The organism is Actinomycetospora corticicola (assembly GCF_013409505.1).
GTDB lineage: Bacteria > Actinomycetota > Actinomycetes > Mycobacteriales > Pseudonocardiaceae > Actinomycetospora > Actinomycetospora corticicola.
On record NZ_JACCBN010000001.1, the window covers coordinates 2,635,371 to 2,653,133 of the forward strand.

Genomic DNA, 17,763 nt, shown 5'->3' on the forward strand with positions numbered 1-17,763 from the left:
AAAAGCTACGTCGAGGTGAACGGAGGGCTGATGGGCGTGGACGCCGTGCTGTTCGACATGGACGGCACCCTCGTCGACTCCGACGCCGTCGTCGAGCGGGTCTGGCGCGCCTGGGCGCGGGAGAACGAGGTCGACGAGGACCTCGTGCTCACGACGATGCCCGGTCGCCCCGCCGCCGACACCGTGCGCGCGGTGCGCCCCGACCTGGACGCCGAGGCGCACGGGCGGGCCCAGCTCGCGCAGGAGTACCGCGACCTCGACGGCGTCGTCGCCGCCCCCGGCGCACACGACCTGCTCGCCGCCCTCGACCACGCCGGCACCCCGTGGGCCGTCGTCACCAGCGCCGACGACCGGCTCGCCCGGCTCCGGCTCGGCGCCGCGGGTATCACGCCGCGCACCCTCGTCACCCGCGACCTGCTGACCCACGGCAAGCCCCACCCCGAGGGCTACCTGCACGCCGCCGAGGTGCTCGGCGTCGACCCGACGCGCTGCCTCGTCGTCGAGGACACCGTCACCGGGGCCGACGCCGGGCGGGCCGCCGGCGCGCGGGTCGCCGGACTCAAGGGGATCGACGCGGATCTCCCGATCACCAGCCTCACCGACCTGTTGGAGCTGACGCGATGAGCGCCGTCCTCGAGACCGCACCCGGGACCCGGAGCCGGGGACTCGGCCACCGGGTCCCCGCCGGGGTGAGCCTCGCCGCCCTGAGCCTGGGCGGGCTCGCCATCGGCACCACCGAGTTCGCGAGCATGGGCGTGCTGCCCGGCTTCGCCGCCGACCTCGGCGTCTCCGTCCCGACGGCGGGCGTGGCCATCAGCGCCTACGCCCTCGGCGTCGTCGTGGGCGCCCCGCTGATCGCGATCGCCGGCGCCCGGTGGGCGCGCAAGAAGCTGATCGTCGCCCTCGCGACCGCCCTCGTCGTGTTCAACGCGCTGTCCGCGCTCGCCCCGGCGTTCGTGCCGTTCGTGGCGCTGCGCTTCCTCGCGGGCCTCCCCCACGGCGCGTACTTCGGCACCGCCGCGGTGCTCGGGGCCGCGCTGGTGGAACCGGCCAAGCGGGCGCGTGCCCTCGCGTCCGTGATGCTGGGACTGACGATCGCGAACATCGTCGGCGTGCCCGCCGCGACGTGGCTCGGCGAGACCTTCGGGTGGCGGTCGGCGTACGTGGCGGTCACGGTCATCGCCCTGATCACCGTGGTCGCGGTGGTGACGCTGGTGCCGAACGCCGCGTCCGCCCAGGGCGGCAGCGTCCGCGGGGAGCTGACCGCGCTGACCCGCCCGCAGGTCTGGCTGACCCTCGGCGCGATCAGCGCCGGCTTCGGTGGCCTCTTCGCGGTCTACAGCTACATCAGCCCGATCCTGACGACGAACGCCGGCGTCGCCGCGACCACGGTCCCGCTGCTCCTCGGGGCGCTCGGGATCGGCATGACGGTCGGCAACGTCGTCGGCGGCCGACTCGCCGAGCGCGCGCCGCGGGCGACGATCGCCGGCGCCCTCGGCGTCTACACCCTCGTGCTCCTCGCCTTCGTCCTCGCCTCGCACCAGGCCGCGACGGCGGCCGTCGGGCTGTTCCTGCTCGGCTTCGTCGGTATGTCGGCGGGGCCCGCGCTCATGGGTCGCCTGATGGACTTCGCTGCAGAGGGTCCGTCGCTCGCGGCGGCCAGCTTCCACTCGGCGTTCAACGTCGCCAACGCGATCGGCGCCGCGCTCGGGGGTGCGGTCCTGGCCGCGGGGTTCGGCTACGACGCCCCCGCCCTGGTCGGGGCGGCCCTGCCGCTGCTCGGCCTCGCGGTGTTCGGCGTGAGTGTCGCGCTGGAGCGCCGCTCGCGCGCCTGAGCACGGGCGGCAAGCCTGCCGAGTACCCCGCTCCCGGAGGGAGCAGACGGCGGCATCCGGGTGTCTCCCGGGTGCCGCCGTTCCCGTGTGCGTGCCCGGTGATCGTCCGTCGGGGCGGTGTCGGTGCTCCGGGCGGGTGGAAGGCCCCGAGCGGGGGTCACGGGGGCTCGACCTGCGGCGACACCCTCTCGCCGGGACCTCGGGGCGGGTGTGCCCCCCGCCCGGCGTGGGGAAGGAGACCCGTCGTGAAGGTCGTGGCGCGCAGCAGGCCGGCACCTCCGCGGCACCGCCGACGGCGGGCGCGGGGTCGCGTCACCGGCGCCCTCGTGACGCTCGCCGTGGCCGTCGCCGCCGTGCTGGGGGTGGCCGGGGTCGCGACCCTGCTCATCCTCGGGGACTCCGACCCGGGTGCGAGCACCGTGAGCCCGGCCGTCATCGAGGGCGCCACCCTGCCCGGGCCGGCTGTCGCGGCGGAGACGACGGGGCTGCCGCCGGGCACTTCCGGTTCTCCGGGTGCTCCGGGTGGCCACGGTGTGGCCGGCGCGCCGACCGTGCCGGTCGCCGTCGCGCCGGTGGCGGGGTCGACCCCCGTGCCCGCGGCGCAGGCCGCCCCGGGCGCGGCGAGGGCGGCGGCCCCGCAGGCGGGCGGGGCGTCGTCGGGCGCCGGCGCTCCTGCGGCCCGTGCGGGGTCGTCGGGGTCCTCGGGTGGGTCCGGGTCGTCGTCGGGCGGGCCGTCGCGCGGCGCCTCCGGTTCGTCCTCGGGCGGCTCGTCGGGTGGGTCGTCGGGGGGCTCCTCCGGCGGGTCGAAGCCGTCCGGTGGCTCGGGCTCGTCGTCGGGGTCGACCTCCGGGGGCGGCTCCGGTGGTTCCGGCGTGAAGGTCTGCGCGAAGGTCGTCGCCGGGGTGTGCGTCAGCCTGGGGTGACCCGGAGATCCGGACGTCCGCGGCGACACGCCGACGGGGAGCGGCGACGCGCCCCAGGGATGCGGATCTCCACCCGCGGCGTCAGCCCTGGAGGCCGGCCGCCACGTCGTCCCAGCCCGGGGTCGCCGCGATGGTGGCGGCCACGGCCGCCGCCCGCTCCCGGTGGTCCCCGTTCCCGACGACGACGGTGGTCGCCCCGGCGATCGCGTCCGGTCCGTCCACCGCGGACACCCGCAGTCCGGCGCCGGCCGCCTCCACGCCGGCGGCGTTGACGTGGTGGTCGGCGCCCTGCGGGACCACCACGAGCGGCCGCCCGTGGATCGCCGCGGCCAGCACGGTCGCCGCGCCCGCGTGGCAGACGACGCCGTCGACGTGGTCGAGCACCGGCCCGAGCGGTCCGAAGGGGCGCAGGGCGACCCGGTCGGGGTGGGCCACCTCCAGGGTGTCGAGCATCGGCGGCAGGGCGACCACCGCCCGCACCCCGGCCGCGGTGACGGCGTCGACCACGCCGGCGAGCGTCGGGCCGTCGAGGAACAGCGTCCCGAGCGTCACGAGGACGACGGGGCCGCCGCCGGCCGGCAGCGCGACCGGCACCGACCCGGCGTCGAGAAGGGCGAGCTCGGCCCGGACCGGGGTGAGCGGTCCCGGGGCGGCCCAGCCCGGCGGGCGGAGGGCCTCGGGCCAGGGGTCGAGGCGACGTCGGGGCGGGGCGACCGGCAACCCGGCGGCGAGCACGGTCGAGCGGATGTCCGCGTCGACGTCGGCCATGCAGACCGGACCGAGCGACACGATCTCGAGGGGGACGTCCCACTCCGCGGCGAACACGGGCCCGAGGCCGTCGAGCCCCTCGGCGACGACCAGGTCGGCCCGCCAGGAGCCCAGGGCCGCCCTCGCGGCGTCCAGGGCCACGGTGGCCCGCAGGCCGCCGAAGAAGTGCCCGACGTCGATCGGCAGCCCGTCCGGGCGCTCCCCCTCGGGCCGGGGCAGCGCCAGCAGCTCGTCGAGGTCGGGCCCGGCGACGACGTGCCGGACGCCGGGCGGGAGCAGCGGCGCCGCGCTGGGAGCGCTCAGCAGGGCGACCTCGTGGCCGCGGGCGACGAGCGCGGTGGCCACCGGGCGCAGGGCCAGGACGTGGGCCACGGCGGGGAAGGACGTGAGGAGCACGCGCACGCGTTCATGATCATCGACCCGGGGTCGGGCCACCATGCTCCGACGGTGCCGCCTTTCGGCGTCACCGGATGCACGCAGTGACGCATTGCCGGCACCCGGCGCGTGCTCAGGCGCCGGTCAGCGCGCTCACGACCTCGTCGACCGGCACCTCGCGCCGCTCGCCGGACCGCCGCTCGGTGACCTCGACGACGCCGTTCACCAGGCCGCGACCGACCGTGATCGAGGTCGGCATCCCGAGCAGCTCGGCGTCCGCGAACTTGACGCCCGGGGAGGCCTTGCGGTCGTCGAGGAGCACCTCGAGGCCGGTCTCGGCGAGGCCGGCGGCGATCGTCTCGGCGGCCGCCCGCTGGGTCTCGTCCTTGCCGGCGATCACGAGGTGCACGTCGAACGGCGCCACCTCGCGCGGCCACACCAGGCCCTTGGCGTCGGCGTGCTGCTCGGTGATGGCGGCGACCGCGCGCGAGACGCCCACGCCGTAGGAGCCCATCGTCACCGTGGTCCGCTTGCCGTCGGCACCGAGCGCCTCGAGCCCGAGTGCCTGCGCGTACTTCCGGCCGAGCTGGAAGATGTGGCCCATCTCGATGCCGCGGGCGGCGACGAGGGTGCCGGCACCGTCGGGCGACGGGTCGCCCGCGCGGACCTCGGCGGCCTCGATCGTCCCGTCCGGGGTGAAGTCGCGGCCGCACACGAGGTCGAACACGTGCCGACCGGGCTCGTCGGCGCCGGTGATCCAGGCGGTGCCGGTGACGATGCGCGGGTCGACGAGGAACCGCACCCCGTTCTTCTGCAGGCCGACCGGGCCGATGTAGCCCTTGGTGAGGAACCGGTTCCGGGCGAAGTCGGCGTCCTCGAGCAGCGCGACCTCGGCGGGCGAGACCGCGGCCTCGAGGCGCTTCATGTCGACCTCGCGGTCGCCGGGCACGCCGACGCCGAGGAGCTGCCACTCGTCCGCCCCGGGCAGCCGGGTCTTCACCATGACGTTCTTCAGCGTGTCGGCCGCGGTGTAGTCGCGGTCCGGGAACAGCGAGCGCGCCACCGCGACCAGGGAGTCGATCGTCGGGGTGTCCGGGGTGTCGTGGACCGTCGCCTCCGGCTTGTCGTCGGTCGACTGCTCGGGCGGCGGCGTGGTGGTGACGGCCTCGACGTTGGCGGCGTAGCCCGATTCCAGGCACCGGACGTACGTGTCCTCACCGGCGTCGCAGGGCGCGAGGAACTCCTCCGAGGCCGACCCGCCCATCGCGCCGGACATGGCCGACACGATCTGGATCTCGAGGCCGAGCCGGTCGAAGAGCCGCTGGTAGGCGAGCCGGTGGGCGGCGTAGGAGTCGGCCAGGCCCTCGTCGGTGAGGTCGAACGAGTAGGAGTCCTTCATGGTGAACTCGCGGCCGCGCAGGATGCCCGCGCGGGGCCGCTCCTCGTCCCGGTACTTGGTCTGGATCTGGTAGAGCGTCACCGGGAAGTCCCGGTAGGACGACGTCTCCCCCTTCACCATCAGCGTGAAGAGCTCCTCGTGGGTCGGCCCGAGCAGGTAGTCGGCCTGCTTGCGGTCCTTGAGCCGGAACAGCGTGTCGCCGTACTCGGTCCAGCGGCCGGTCGCCTCGTAGGGCTCGCGGGGCAGCAGCGCCGGGAAGTGGACCTCCTGCGCGCCGATCGCGTCCATCTCCTCGCGCACGATCCGCTCCACGTTGCGCAGCACCCGCACCCCGAGCGGCAGCCACGAGTAGATGCCGGGCGCGACCCGCCGCACGTAGCCCGCGCGCACGAGCAGCTTGTGGCTGGTCACCTCGGCGTCGGCCGGGTCCTCGCGCAGCGTGCGCAGGAACAGCTCGGACATGCGGGTGACGCCTCGTGCCATGCGGTGAGCCTACTGACGGCGCGCATCCCGGATTCGCCTGGCGGGTCAGACTGCCCGTCATGGTGCGGCTCGTGGTCGTGGCGGTCGCGGTCCTGCTCGTCACGGGCTGCGCCGGGGCCCCGGTGGTCTCGACGACGGCCGCGCCGACCGCCGTCGCCCCCGTGCCCGCCGTCCCGACCGACGTGGCCTGGCGCTGGACCTCCCCCGCCCCCCTGCACGCCGTCGTCCGGGTGGGCGCCGGGGTGGTGGTGGCCGACGACGACGGGGTGACGGCGCTGGACGGGGTCACCGGGACACCGCGCTGGCGCTACGCCCGTCCCGGCGTCGAGCTCACGGCGCTGCAGGCCTCTCCCGACGGCAGGTCGGTGGTGCTCGGGCACGGCGCCACCGTGACGGTGCTCGACGGGCTGACCGGCACGCCGCGCTGGTCCGACGACGTCGACGGGACGGCCCTCCTCACGGACTCCGTCGTCGTGCTCACCCGGCTCGCGGGTGCCGCCGCGGAGCAGGAGGCGCGGGACCTCGCCGTCGGGACCGAGCTCTGGAGCCGGCGCACGACGCCGGGTTGCGAGCAGCGGACGGCGGACCCGCAGTGGTCCGCGGGTGCGGTGCCGGTGGCCGAGTGGTGCGCCGGTCGGACCGTGCTGCGCGGGCTCGACGAGCGGACCGGGCGGGAGCGGTGGCGCCTCGACGCCGGACCGTCGGAACCCGCCGGCAGCGCGGGGCTCGCGTCCGCGAGCGACGGGACGCTCGTCGTCGTGACGGGGCCCGAGCCCCGCCTGCTCGTGGACCCGCGGACCGGGGCGGTACGGGCGCGGGTGCCGCGGACCGCCGGATCGCCGCTGCTGGGCGAGGGGCTGCCGCGGATCGAGCTGCTGAACCGCCTCGTGCCGGCCGTCGCCACGCTCGACCTCGCGACCGGCTCGGCCGTGCCCGCTCCGCCCGCTCCGTGTGCGGGGCCGAGCGTGCTCGTGCTGCCCGCGGCGGTCCTGCAGGCGTGCTCCGACGAGCTGGGCGACTCCGTCGTCGTGGGCACCGGGCCGCCGATCGACCTCGGGGACCTCGCTCCCGACGACGGGCGCCCGCTCGGCCGACCGGCCCGTCTCCCGGAGAACCCGGTGCTCGTGCCGGCACCCGGGGCGGTGGTCGTGGCGAACCGGGCGGGGCGTTCCGTCGTGGTCGGGCTCCGCTGACCTACTGGTAGGTGACGAGGTCCGGCGGGGGTGTGAGCGCGAGTGCCTGCTGCGGGGTGAGGGTCGGGGTGTCCTCGTCGATGAAGAGCTTGAACCCGAGGTGGAGCTGCTGCGGGCGCTGCAGCTCCTGGTACTTGCCGATCTTGTTCGGCGGGGCGCCGAAGCCGTCGATGTGCTGGACGACGGCGAGCTGCGGCGGGATCTGCAGCCGCTCCGGGTTCGTGATCATGTTCGGCGTGAACTGGTGCAGGACGAACAGCTTCTGCGGGAGGTTGTTCGTCGTCACCAGGTTCGCGAGCCAGCTCGAGACCTGGTTGACCTCCTCGGCGCTGACCGTGCCGATCGACTTCCCGGGCACCTGGCCGGGCGGCATCCGCCACTCCGGGTCGAGGGCGAGGCTGACGTCGGGCTCGCGGAGCAGGTTCTCCCAGGGCCGGACGGCGGTCATGAAGTCCGCCCGCCCGGGCTGGATGTCGATGATCATGACCTGCTGCTTCGCGCGGGCCGCCGCGAGGTACTGCCGGGCCTCGGCCTCGTCGATGTCCGAGTGGTACGTCCCGTCCGGACCGGGCGTGCTGTTCGCGATCGAGACGATGAGCTCCATCGCCGGGAGCACGGTCTTTCCCGGCGTCGCGAACGGCGCCGCGGCGGCCTCGAGCTTCGCGGCCGCGTCGGCGGGGGCACCCTCGCCGAGGATGCCGAGCGCGTCGGTGCCGGCGGTGCCGTAGTAGGCGACGATCCGGTGCTGCGGGAAGAACGTCGTGCCGCCCCGCGGGAGCTGCGGCACGGGCGGCGGCGAGGGCGGCGCCGCGGTCTCGGCCGGGACCGTCAGCGCCGGGTCGGCCGACTCCGCGCGCGGCGGGGTCGACCCGCCCGCGTGGTCGGTGATCAGGGCGACCAGCCCGAGGAACGCCGCCAGCACGAGGGCCGCGAGCACGAACGCGAACAGCACCCGCCGTCGGCGGCGCCGGTCGCGCACGACCCCGGGGCGGGGCTCGGTGCTCGGACGCGGCTCCTCGACCGGCGAGATCACGTCGGTGCGCTCGGACGGGGTGATCTCCGTGCGCTCGGCGGCGGACTCGGGGGCCGGGTCCTTCGCCGGCGCCGGTGCTGCGGCAGGCGCCGGGTCCTTCGCCGGGGCCGGGGACGCGAGCGCGGCACGGTCGACGGCCGGGGAGGAGGGCGTCGTCGGGGCCTCGGAGACCGTCGAGGTGGGCGTGCCCGTGGCGGACCCGACGGTGGTGTCGGTCGTCGCGGTGCCGCTGGTGGTGCCGGCCGACGACGTCGACGTGGCTGCAACGGCCGCCGTCCCCGCCGCGGCCGCCGCAGCGCCGGTGGCCCTGGTCGACGAGGACGCCTCGTCGCCGGTCGGGCGCTCACTGGTCGGGCGGTCGGTGGACGGGCGCTCGGTGGTCGAGCCGGTGGCGCTCGCAGCGCCGGCGGCGGTCGCGGCGGACGCGCCGGTGGTGGCCGTCGTCCGTGCCGCGGGCCCGGTCTCCTCGGTCCGGTCCGACGGCGGGGTGGTCGGCGACGTCGTGGTGGGCGTGTCGGCCCGCGTCGGAGTCGCCCGGCCGGTGGCGGGACGGTCGCGGTCGGAGCGCGTGCGGTAGCGCCCGGCGATCGCCCCGGCGACGGCGCCCACTCCGGCAGCCGCGGCGCCGAGGACGGCGCCGCCCCGGCCGGAACCGCGTCGCGACGACTCGGTCGTCGGCGCCTCGTCGACGCGGTCGATGACGTCGGTGCCCGCGTCGGGTCGGCGGTCGTCGGCGCGGCCCCGGTCGGCGACCCGAGCATCGGTGCCGCGCTCGTCGGTCCCGCGCCCGTCGGTCTCGCGCCCCCCGGTCTCGCGGACCCGGTCGATGGTCTCGGTCGTCTCGGCCGGCGCGGTGCGGCGGTCGTCGGTCCCGCGGACCCGGTCGATCGTCTCGGTCGTCTCAGCCGTGTCGGTGGCCCCGGCGCGGCGGTCGTCGGACTCGATCGGCGTGGTGGTGCGGACCGTGTCGGGCTCGGTCGGCCGCGGGCGGTCGGGGGCGGTCGCCGTGGTCCCCGCCGCCTGGGGCGCCTTCCCGGGCGCCTTCTCGGGCGTCGCGTCGCCTGAGGCCGACGCCTTCTCCGGCACCGCCTCGGGCGCCTTGTCCGAGGTCACTGCGCGGGACGCGGCGGCACCCGCCACCGCGCCGGTCGCCGCCGCGGCCTTCCCGGTCCTGTCCGAGCCCGAGCCCGGGGTCGTGGAGCCGGATGGCGACGGCGCGGGTTCGGGCGACCGGGTCGGGGTCGGGACGGCGCGCGCGCTCGGCACGGTGTCCTGCTCGCGCGGCGACGGGGCGTCGTCGGCCGAGGGCGTCAGTCCCGGGGTGCGCCACGGCGGGGTGCGCGGTGCGACCGTCGTCTCGGCTGCGGTGTCGGGGGCGGAGGCGTCGGGCTCCGTGGGAGGACCGGCCTGCGGGCGCGGCGAGGGGGCGGCCGGCTTCGACCCGGAGGACCGACCGCCGCGCCACAGGGAGGGCCGGGACGGGGCCGAGCGTGCGGACGGCTCCGGCGCGGGCGCGACACCGGGGCCCCGACCACCGGATGGCCCGGCGGGACCCGGGCGGGCCGTGTCGCGGGAGGGCGCGGTCTCGGTCCGGGCCGCGGGTGCCTTCGGCCCGTCGCGGTCGTCACGGGTGGGCGCGGGGGTCGGACCGGCGTCGGGCCGGGCCACGGCGGTCACGTCCTCACGGGGCGCGGACGAGGCCGCGGGCGCGGTCGACGCGGAGGACGCGGCGAGCCGGGACGGCTCGTCGTCGGCCCGTTCCTTCTCTGCGGACGCCGGGGTGTCGTCGACGTCCGAGGTCGACCGGTCGGTGTCCGATCCGGAGGCACGGCCGGTGTCCTTGCCCCGTCGCCGGGACCGCCAGGACGAGCGGGTCCGCGCCTCGCGTGACCCGTCGTCGGCAACGGCCTCGTTCTCCGGGGAGGTTCGCGGCGCGGGCGGCTCGGCCGGCTCCAGGGTCACCTCGTCGGGTCCGCCCCAGCGCATGACGCCCTCCTCCGCTCCCCCGGGTCGACCCGACCGGCGCCCGACGTCACACCGTAGGCAGCGCGGCGGAGTTCCGCGGCACATCCGCCCCGCGTGTCACAGGAGTATCACCTCCGGCGGGACCCTGGTGCCCTTCCGGATCCCGGCCGACCGGCCCGACGAAGATCCGGAACTCCGTGGCGACACGCCCGGGCACTGGTGCGACGCGCCCCAGAACGTCGGATCTTCATCCGCCGGTCGCCACCGCACCCCCGGATGTCCCGGCCGACCCCGTGCATCCCTGCGCTCAGGCCAGTCCGAGCACCGAGAGCGCCACCCGGGCGGCCTCCCCACCCTCGGTCTCGGCGACGGCGAGCGCGGCCGGGACGTCGAGGTCGTCGAGCAGCGCGCCGACCACCGCGTCGGCGGCCGCGGCGCCGTCCACGTGGCGTCCGGCGGCGGAGTAGAGGCGCTCGAGACGGTCGGCCGCGCCGGCCACGTCGTCGGGTCGGACATCCCACGCCTGCGCCCACGGTCGGTCGAGCACCAGGAGGCGCACCGCCGCGGCGGGCCAGGTCTCGAGCAGGTCGGAGACGAGGACGAGGTTGCCGGCCGACTTGGCCATCTTCGCTCCGTCGACCTGCACCGTCCCCACGTGCAGGCGCGCCCGGGCGAAGGGCCGCACCCCGGTCATGGCCTCGGCCATCGCGCCCATGGTGGCGTGGTGCGGGTGGCGTAGGTCGGCGCCGCCGACGTGCAGGTCGACCGCCGGTCCGAGCACCGACAGCGCCATCGCGGCGCACTCGGCGTGCCAGCCGGGACGGCCGTCGCCCCAGGGGCTCGGCCACGCCGCCTCGCCCGGCAGGGCGGGACGCCACACGGTGGGGTCCGCCGGGTCCTCGGCGCGGGCCGAGGGCGGGACCTGCGACGACCCGTCGTCGGGAAGGGAACCGGAGAGGCCGACGGCGGACGCGCGCAGCAGCACCTCCCCGTCGCGCTCGTAGGCGACGCCGCGCTCGAGGAGGCCGGCGGCGAGGCGGACGACGTCGTCGACGTGGTTGTGCGCCCGCGGCTCGTGCGCGGGCGGGCGCACGCCGAGGGCCGCCATGTCGCGGTCGAAGCGGAACTGGCCGACCGCGGCGAAGCTGTCGAAGCGGCTCCCGGCCCGTTCGGCGGCCGCGTCGAGGACGTCGTCGACGTCGGTGACGTTGCGGCAGACCTCGACGCCGACGCCGATGCGGCGCAGCACGCGCGCGGCGACGTCGGCCCAGACGAAGGTCGCGGCGTGGCCGAGGTGGGTCGTGTCGTACGGGGTGATGCCGCAGACGTAGGCGCGGGCACGCCCGACCGTCGGCAGCGGCTCTCCGGCGAGGGCGAGGCGCGAGGTCACACCCGCCATCCTGCCCGTCGCGTCTAGCGCTTCGGGCCCCGCGCGGCGCGCCGCCACTGGATCATCCGCCCGAGACCCGGGATGGCCAGGAGCAGCACGCCGGCGATCGCCGAGAAGAGCATCCAGATGCCGAGCGGCAGCTCCGCCTGGAAGCCCAGGAACTGCACCCGCGCCGGGTCCAGGTTCTGCAGGATGAAGATCAGCAGGAAGACCAGGACGACCGCGCCCAGGATCAGCCCGATCCACGCCCCGCCGATGCGGGTGCGCCCCGGGCCGGTCCTCGGGGTGGCGTGCGTGCGGGTCGGCGCCGCGCCGGCGGTGCCCCCGGGCAGGCGCTCGGTCTCGCGCTCCGCGGGCGGCGGGGTGTCGCGGCGGGCGACGGTCGACTGCTCGACGGTGGGTCCGTCGGCGGGGGACGGCGCGGTCAGGTCGGGAGTGCCGGCCGCGTCCTTCTCGGTCATGGCGCTCATCCTGGCCTCTCGCAGGCCTCACCGGGAGCCGACACGTCCGGCAGCAGGCCGCGGGCACCGGTCCGAGGACCTCCGGGCGCCCGTGCGGATCATCGGTGGCCGATCCGTCTCACCGAACGCGTCGGAGGAGCCAGTCGCGCCTCCCGGGACCGACCGGCGCACAGCCGGCCCTCATCGATCTCCGAGCCACGCCCCACCACGGCGCCGCAGGCTCGCCGTCATGAAGCTGCAGCACCGCACGGGACTGACCGCCACCCTCGCCGGCATCGCGGCGCTCGGTGGAGCGGGCACGCTCAGCGCCGTGCTCCCGGCGCCCGGGACGGCGGTGGTCCGCCCGGTGGCGCTCGCCGAGGCCACGGCCGCCGGGCAGCCCGACGCGAGCCCCGCCGGGACGGGCACCCGCAGCCGCCGAAACGCCGACGTGCCGGGCGCGGGCCCCTTCCCGCCCTCGACCACGCCGATCACGAGCGGGATCTTCGACCTCTGACGGCCGCAGAATGCACCTGCCATAGGGTTGCGACATGACCCGGCCCGACGGCTACCTCGTCCGTCCCGCGACCGACGGCGACCGGGGCGGTCCGGTCCTCGACGGCGCCCGGTCGGTCATGCTCGACACCTTCTACGGCGAGCTCGGCACGGGCTACGTCCCGCGCTGGCACCACGACGTGGTCGACCTCGAGGGCGCCTACCTCGACACCCCGCGGCAGCACCTCGTCGTCGCGCTCGCCCCGGACGGGGAGGTCGTCGGGACGACGGCGGTGCGCAACCAGGGCCCGAACCACCCGCCGCACGCCGCGTGGCTCGCCGAGCGCTACACCGGCCCGTCGGTCGCGCAGATCTTCCGGGTGTACGTCCGGGCCGCGCACCGGCGCCGCGGGCTGGCGCGGGACCTGGTCGCGGCCGCCGTCGACGCGGTGGCGGCCGACGGCGGCTACGACACGATCTACCTGCACTCGAACGTCTCGGTGCCCGGCGCCGAGGCGTTCTGGCGGAGCATCGCCCGCGAGGTGCACGACGGGCGGCCGGACGGGACCGGCGTCGTGCACTTCGAGATCGACGTCCCGGTGCTCAGCGGGTCGGCGTCGGGACCGGGGAGCCCAGCAGCGCGCGGGTGAGCTCCTCGCGGGGGTCGGCGAGCACCTGCGCCACCGGTCCCCGCTCGAGCACCCGCCCCTCGTCGAGCACCACGACGTCCTCCGCCAGTCGCGCGACCACCGCCGGGTCGTGGGTCACGACGAGTAGCCCCGCGTCCGTGCCGGCCAGCAGGTCGAGGATGCCGCCCCGCGTGAGCGTGTCCAGCCCCGCGGTCACCTCGTCGCACACGAGCACCTCCGGCTCCGCGAGCAGGGCCCGTGCCAGGGCCGCCCGCGCGAGCTCCCCGCCGGACAGCGAGCGCGGGAGCCGCGTCACGACGTCCGCGCCGAGCCCGACCCGCGCCAGGCACGCACGCGCCCGCTCCCCCGCGTCCGCGTGCCCACGGAGCAGCAGGGCCGTCCGGGCGACCTGGTCGAGCACGGGGCGGTGCTCGTCGAAGGACGCACGCGCGTCCTGGAACACGTACTGCACGGCCGCGACCTGGTCCCGGCGACGGCGGGTCAGGTGCGCCGCGAGCGGCTCGCCGCGCAACTCCACCGTTCCCGACGACGGGGCGTGCAGACCCGCGAGCACGCGCGCGAGGGTCGTCTTGCCGCTCCCCGACCGGCCGACCAGCGCGACCCGGGCACCGACCTCCAGCTCCAGCGACACGCCGTGCAGGGCGCGCCGGGAGCGGCCGCGGGCGCGGTGGTCGGCGGTGACGTCGGTGGCGGTGAGGACGGGTACGCCGGCGGTCAGCGGTGGCCCACCGCTGACCTTCGGTGCGCACCGTGTGCCACCGCTGACATCGGGGGACGGGCGGACACCGCGGACACCGGGGACACCGGGCTCCGCCGCCACGAGCGCCCGCGTGTACTCGTGCCGCGGCGTCCCGAGCACGTCGGCGACCGGTCCGCCCTCGACGACCACGCCCCGGCGCAGCACCACCACGTCGTCGGCCAGCGCCCGGACCAGGGCGAGGTCATGGGTGCACAGCACGAGCGTCACCCCGTCGGCGACCAGTGCCGCGAGCTCCTCGGCGACGCGACGTCGGGTCGGGGTGTCCTGCCCGGTCGTGGGTTCGTCGGCGACGATCACCCGGGCCCCACCGAGCAGCGCCTGGGCGATCACCACCCGCTGCTGCTGCCCGCCGGAGAGCTGGTGGCGGTGCCGGCCGAGGAGCTCGTCGGGGTCGGCGACCTGGGCGCGGCACAGCGCGTCGCGCACGGCCGCACGCACCTCGGCCCGCGGGACCCCGGCGTGCCGCGCGGTCTCGCGCAGCAGCGACCCCACCCGACGCACCGGGTGCAGCACCGATCCCGGGTGCTGCGGCACGTAGCCGACGGACCCGTCCACGACGACGGAGCCGGTCACCACTGTCCCCGGCCGGGCCTCCCCGAGCAGCGCCAGCGCCGTCGAGGTCTTTCCGCTGCCCGACTCCCCCACCAGCGCCAGCACCCGGCCGGCCCCGACGGTGAACGACACGTCGTCGACCGGCACGGCCGACCCGGCGACGATGCGCAGTCCCTCCACGGCGATCACCGGGCACCTCCCAGCAGCCGGTCGGAGGTCAGGTTCGCGCCCACGGACAGCGCGATGATCAGCAGCGCCGGGACGACGGTGGCGGCCGGGTTGACGAACAGCCCGTCGCGGTTGGCGTCGACCATCACCGCCCAGTTCGGGTCGTCGGCGGACAAGCCGACACCGAGGAACGCCGCCGACGCGACGAGGTAGAGCGCCCCGGTGAACCGGGTGCCGAGGTCGGTGAGCACCACCCGGCGCACCGAGCGGAGGACGTAGGCGCCGACACGCACCACGCCCTCCCCCTGCATCCGCAGCGCCTCGACCGCGGTGCCGGCGGCCACGGCGAGCGCGGTCGCGCGGACGATCCGCACGACGTCGGGCAGGTTGATCAGCGCGACGACCCCGGCCACCACCAGCGCGGAGCCGGGCACGATCGGCACGAGCAGCAGCAACAGCAACATCGAGGGCATCGCGACGACCACGTCGAGCGGCCGCATCACCGCCTCGTCCACCGCCCGACGGTGGGTGGTCGCCGCGAGCAGCGCCAGGGGCCCGGAGACCGCGTAGGTGACGGCGGTCGCGAGCACCGCGACGCCGACCACCGAGGCGCCCCCGCGCAGCACCTGCCCGAGCACGTCCCGCCCCACGAAGTCGCCGCCGAGGACCCCCGTCCCACCGAACGCCACCCCGCGCGCCGAGAACGCCGACGCCAGGAGCGGACCCAGGAGCGCCACGAGGACGGGCACCGCGAGCAGCACCAGGCCCGGAACGAGCCGGCCCCTCACGACGCCACCGGGTTCAGGAGCCGCGCGAGCAGGTCCGCCGCGAGGTTGAACAGCACGGTCCCGCACGCCAGGACGAGCGCGATGCCGGCGACCACCGGGACGTCGCGGGCGGTGATCGTGTCGACCAGGGCGGTCCCCAGGCCCGGCAGCACGAACACGGCCTCGACGACGACCACGCCGCCGATCAGCCAGTCCGTCGTCCGGGCGAGCTGCTGGACGGCGGGTGTGAGGGCTCCGGGCAGGGCGTGCCGCCAGAGCACGGCACGGTCGGAGAACCCGACGCGCCGGGCATGCGCCACGTGGTCGGAGGCGAGTGCGTCGACCATCCCCGCGCGGACCAGCCGCGACAGCGAGCAGACCGGCCGGGCCAGCAGGACGACGACGGGCAGGACGAACACCGCGGGATCCGCGACCCCGATGCCGGTCGGCGGCAGCCACCCCAGCTGCACCGCGAACACCGTCACGAGCACGACGCCGAGCGCGAACTCCGGGAGCGAGTACAGCCCGATCGTCGTCGCCGTGACCACGCGGTCGGCCGGCCCGCCCTCGCGCCGGGCGGCGAGCATCCCGAGCGCGAGGGACAGCGGGACCAGGACGACGAGCGTCAGCCCGGCGAGCAGCAGCGTGACCGGCAGCCCGTCGGCGATCACCGCGGTCACCGCCCGCCCGGTGACGAGCGAGCTCCCGAGGTCACCGGACAGCGCCCCGCCGAGCCACTCGCCGAGGCGCACCCACACCGGCCGGTCGAGCCCCAGCTCCGCGCGGAGCGCCGCGATCGTCACCGGGTCGGGGTCGTCGCCCGCGATGACGACGGCGGCGTCGCCGGAGAGCCGGTCGGTCAGCAGGAACACGACGACCGCGACCACCAGGACCTGCACCACCCCGAGCCCCAGGCGACGTACCGCGTACGCCCCCAGCGAGCCCGGCAGCGGCAGGACCCGCCGTCGGGACCGGGGAAGGACCGCCGTCACGCCAGCCAGACCCGGTCGAAGCGGGCCCAGTCGAGGGTGTTGGCAGGGGCGGTCGGGTCGATGCCGCCGACGCGGGGGTCGGAGCCGACGAGGAAGTCGGAGAAGCCCCAGACGAGGAAGCCGCCGTCGTCGTGGAGCTGCTGCTGCATCTGCCGGTAGAGACCGGTACGGGCGGTGTCGTCGCCGGTGGCCTGGGCCTGCGCGTACAGCGCGTCGAAGGCGGGGCGGCGCCACTGCGTGAAGTTGGTGGCGGAGGTCGAGAGCAGGCGCTGCGAGATGTGCGACTCGATCGGCAGCGCGCCCGACCGGTAGACCGCGAGGACGCCCTCGTCGCGGACGTCGCTGTAGTACGTCGACGCGTTGCCGGTGACGACGTCGAGCGTGAGCCCGACCCGCGCCGCCTGGTCGCGCAGCACCGACGCGGCCTCGACCATCCCCGAGCCCGCCGCCGCGGTGTCCAGCGGGATGCGCACGCCCTCGAGCCCGGCGGCGCGGACGAGCGCCCGAGCGCGGTCGGGATCGTAGGTGCGCTGCGGGATGTCGTCGGCGTAGTAGCGGAAACCCTTGCCGTAGAGGTCGTTCCCGACGGTGCCCGACCCGGCCAGCAGTGTCCGCACCATCTCCTCGCGGTCGACCATCGCGTACATGGCCTGCCGCACCTCGGGGCGGTCGAACGGCGGCCGGTCGACCTTCATCGCGAGCGACTGCATGGAGCTGCGGGGCAGCCGGGTCACGACGACGCGGTCGGCGTAGCCCGCGGCGGTGGTCGGCGAGAGGTCGTGCGCGTACTCGACCTGGCGGCCGAGCAGGGCGTTGACCCGCGCGGCCTCGTCGTTGGACACGAGCAGTTCGACGGCGTCGAGCAGCGGCGCGCCCTCCCAGTACTCGGGGTTGCGCACCACGCGGAAGCGCCGGCCCGGCTCGAAGGACTCGAAGCGGAACGGGCCGCTGCCGACCGGCGCGCGGTCGAAGTCGGTCGCCCCCTCCGGGACGATCGCCGTGCCGAGCGCGGCGGTCGCGTTGGGGAACTCGGCGTAGGGAGCCTTGAGGGCGAACTCGACGGTGCGGTCGTCGATCGCGCGGCAGTTCGGCAGGTCGAGGGTGGCGAGCCCGGAGCGGCCGCGCATGCCCGGCGTCGGGCCGAGGATGCGGGCGTAGCTCGCGAGGACGTCGGCCGCGCGCACCGGGCGCCCGTCGTGGAACCGGGCGGCCCGCAGCGGGACCCGCCACCGCGTCTGGTCCGCGCTCGGCTCGAACCGCTCCGCGAGCCGCGGCACCACCGACAGGTCCGACCCGTACTCCGCGAGCTTGTCGTAGAGCATCTTCGCCCGCGCCAGCTCGGCGTACAGGTTCTGCGTGTGCGGGTCGAGGGTCTCGGTGGCCCCGGAGCCGGCGAAGGCGGCCCGCAGCGTCCCGCCCGGGCGCGGGGTCCCGACGGCGGGTGCGGCCGGGCCGGAGCTGCAGGCCGCGAGGGCGGCGCTGCCGGCGAGGGCGGTGCCGATCTGGAGGAAGCGGCGGCGGGTGGTACCGCCCGTCGGTGTCAGCGGTGGCACACGGCTGACACCGGACGTCAGC

The 17,763-nt window shown here is 76.4% G+C and carries 15 protein-coding genes; 6 read left to right on the plus strand and 9 right to left on the minus strand.

Annotated elements, in window-relative coordinates; all coding sequences use genetic code 11:
• Window positions 1-30 precede the first annotated feature (30 nt).
• From BJ983_RS12670 to BJ983_RS12680, 3 genes are all read left to right on the plus strand, one after another.
• Window positions 31-624 (plus strand): HAD-IA family hydrolase, encoded by a 594-nt coding sequence (locus tag BJ983_RS12670; RefSeq protein WP_179794111.1) that lies wholly within the window; start codon window positions 31-33, stop codon window positions 622-624.
• Window positions 621-1,835 (plus strand): MFS transporter, encoded by a 1,215-nt coding sequence (locus tag BJ983_RS12675; protein ID WP_179794112.1) that lies wholly within the window; start codon window positions 621-623, stop codon window positions 1,833-1,835. The genes BJ983_RS12670 and BJ983_RS12675 overlap by 4 nt, the downstream gene beginning before the upstream one ends.
• A 245-nt stretch (window positions 1,836-2,080) precedes the next feature.
• Window positions 2,081-2,758 carry a hypothetical protein gene (locus tag BJ983_RS12680; RefSeq protein ID WP_179794113.1) on the plus strand — a complete coding sequence of 226 codons (678 nt, stop codon included), beginning with the start codon at window positions 2,081-2,083 and terminating at the stop codon, window positions 2,756-2,758.
• Window positions 2,759-2,839: 81 nt separating this feature from the next.
• Here the strand turns inward: BJ983_RS12680 and BJ983_RS32280 are convergent, their stop codons facing one another.
• Both BJ983_RS32280 and BJ983_RS12690 read right to left on the minus strand, forming a co-directional pair.
• On the minus strand, window positions 2,840-3,928 hold the full coding sequence (locus BJ983_RS32280; RefSeq protein WP_179794114.1) for a nucleotide disphospho-sugar-binding domain-containing protein: 1,089 nt from the start codon (window positions 3,926-3,928) through the stop codon (window positions 2,840-2,842).
• Window positions 3,929-4,034: 106 nt separating this feature from the next.
• The gene (locus BJ983_RS12690; protein ID WP_246325578.1) at window positions 4,035-5,783 is read right to left on the minus strand and encodes a proline--tRNA ligase; all 1,749 of its coding nucleotides are present in this window, start codon (window positions 5,781-5,783) and stop codon (window positions 4,035-4,037) included.
• Between the two features lie 59 nt (window positions 5,784-5,842).
• Between BJ983_RS12690 and BJ983_RS12695 the strand changes: the two genes are divergently transcribed.
• A complete protein-coding gene (locus tag BJ983_RS12695; RefSeq protein WP_179794115.1) occupies window positions 5,843-6,976 on the plus strand; it encodes an outer membrane protein assembly factor BamB family protein in 1,134 nt (377 codons plus the stop codon).
• Between the two features lies 1 nt (window position 6,977).
• Here BJ983_RS12695 and BJ983_RS12700 read toward each other — a convergent pair whose 3' ends face one another.
• From BJ983_RS12700 to BJ983_RS12710, 3 genes are all read right to left on the minus strand, one after another.
• On the minus strand, window positions 6,978-9,995 hold the full coding sequence (locus tag BJ983_RS12700) for an MSCRAMM family adhesin (protein ID WP_179794116.1): 3,018 nt from the start codon (window positions 9,993-9,995) through the stop codon (window positions 6,978-6,980).
• 286 nt (window positions 9,996-10,281) lie between these two features.
• Window positions 10,282-11,373, minus strand: a complete 1,092-nt coding sequence (locus tag BJ983_RS12705) for a class I tRNA ligase family protein (protein WP_179794117.1) — start codon at window positions 11,371-11,373, stop codon at window positions 10,282-10,284.
• Window positions 11,374-11,387: 14 nt separating this feature from the next.
• On the minus strand, window positions 11,388-11,825 hold the full coding sequence (locus BJ983_RS12710; protein ID WP_179794118.1) for a LapA family protein: 438 nt from the start codon (window positions 11,823-11,825) through the stop codon (window positions 11,388-11,390).
• A gap of 229 nt (window positions 11,826-12,054) precedes the next feature.
• Between BJ983_RS12710 and BJ983_RS12715 the strand changes: the two genes are divergently transcribed.
• Entirely contained in the window at window positions 12,055-12,321 is a 267-nt protein-coding gene (locus tag BJ983_RS12715; protein WP_179794119.1) for a hypothetical protein, read from the plus strand.
• Between the two features lie 34 nt (window positions 12,322-12,355).
• Window positions 12,356-12,949 (plus strand): GNAT family N-acetyltransferase, encoded by a 594-nt coding sequence (locus BJ983_RS12720; RefSeq protein WP_179794120.1) that lies wholly within the window; start codon window positions 12,356-12,358, stop codon window positions 12,947-12,949.
• On the opposite strand, the gene BJ983_RS12725 is transcribed toward BJ983_RS12720, so the two are convergent.
• Genes BJ983_RS12725 through BJ983_RS12740 form a run of 4 tightly spaced genes read right to left on the minus strand, consistent with a single transcriptional unit; the run spans window position 12,903 to window position 17,741 of the window.
• A complete protein-coding gene (locus BJ983_RS12725) occupies window positions 12,903-14,450 on the minus strand; it encodes an ATP-binding cassette domain-containing protein (protein WP_179794121.1) in 1,548 nt (515 codons plus the stop codon). The genes BJ983_RS12720 and BJ983_RS12725 overlap by 47 nt on opposite strands.
• Window positions 14,447-15,217: an ABC transporter permease subunit gene (locus BJ983_RS30840; RefSeq protein ID WP_218890254.1), complete on the minus strand. Its 771-nt coding sequence runs from the start codon at window positions 15,215-15,217 to the stop codon at window positions 14,447-14,449. Before BJ983_RS30840 ends, BJ983_RS12725 begins: the two co-directional genes overlap by 4 nt.
• On the minus strand, window positions 15,214-16,188 hold the full coding sequence (locus BJ983_RS12735) for an ABC transporter permease (RefSeq protein ID WP_343054089.1): 975 nt from the start codon (window positions 16,186-16,188) through the stop codon (window positions 15,214-15,216). The genes BJ983_RS30840 and BJ983_RS12735 overlap by 4 nt, the downstream gene beginning before the upstream one ends.
• Window positions 16,185-17,741: an ABC transporter substrate-binding protein gene (locus BJ983_RS12740; RefSeq protein WP_343054090.1), complete on the minus strand. Its 1,557-nt coding sequence runs from the start codon at window positions 17,739-17,741 to the stop codon at window positions 16,185-16,187. The genes BJ983_RS12735 and BJ983_RS12740 overlap by 4 nt, the downstream gene beginning before the upstream one ends.
• Window positions 17,742-17,763: the final 22 nt, after the last annotated feature.

What these genes read in the sequence shown, in the direction of transcription:
- BJ983_RS12670 (WP_179794111.1), top strand. Translation starts at nt 31, where the DNA reads ATGGGCGTGGACGCCGTGCTGTTCGACATGGACGGCACCCTCGTCGAC.
- BJ983_RS12675 (WP_179794112.1), top strand. Translation starts at nt 621, where the DNA reads ATGAGCGCCGTCCTCGAGACCGCACCCGGGACCCGGAGCCGGGGACTC.
- BJ983_RS12690 (WP_246325578.1), bottom strand. Translation starts at nt 5,783, where the DNA reads ATGGCACGAGGCGTCACCCGCATGTCCGAGCTGTTCCTGCGCACGCTG.
- BJ983_RS12695 (WP_179794115.1), top strand. Translation starts at nt 5,843, where the DNA reads ATGGTGCGGCTCGTGGTCGTGGCGGTCGCGGTCCTGCTCGTCACGGGC.
- BJ983_RS12700 (WP_179794116.1), bottom strand. Translation starts at nt 9,995, where the DNA reads ATGCGCTGGGGCGGACCCGACGAGGTGACCCTGGAGCCGGCCGAGCCG.
- BJ983_RS12705 (WP_179794117.1), bottom strand. Translation starts at nt 11,373, where the DNA reads ATGGCGGGTGTGACCTCGCGCCTCGCCCTCGCCGGAGAGCCGCTGCCG.
- BJ983_RS12710 (WP_179794118.1), bottom strand. Translation starts at nt 11,825, where the DNA reads ATGACCGAGAAGGACGCGGCCGGCACTCCCGACCTGACCGCGCCGTCC.
- BJ983_RS12715 (WP_179794119.1), top strand. Translation starts at nt 12,055, where the DNA reads ATGAAGCTGCAGCACCGCACGGGACTGACCGCCACCCTCGCCGGCATC.
- BJ983_RS12720 (WP_179794120.1), top strand. Translation starts at nt 12,356, where the DNA reads ATGACCCGGCCCGACGGCTACCTCGTCCGTCCCGCGACCGACGGCGAC.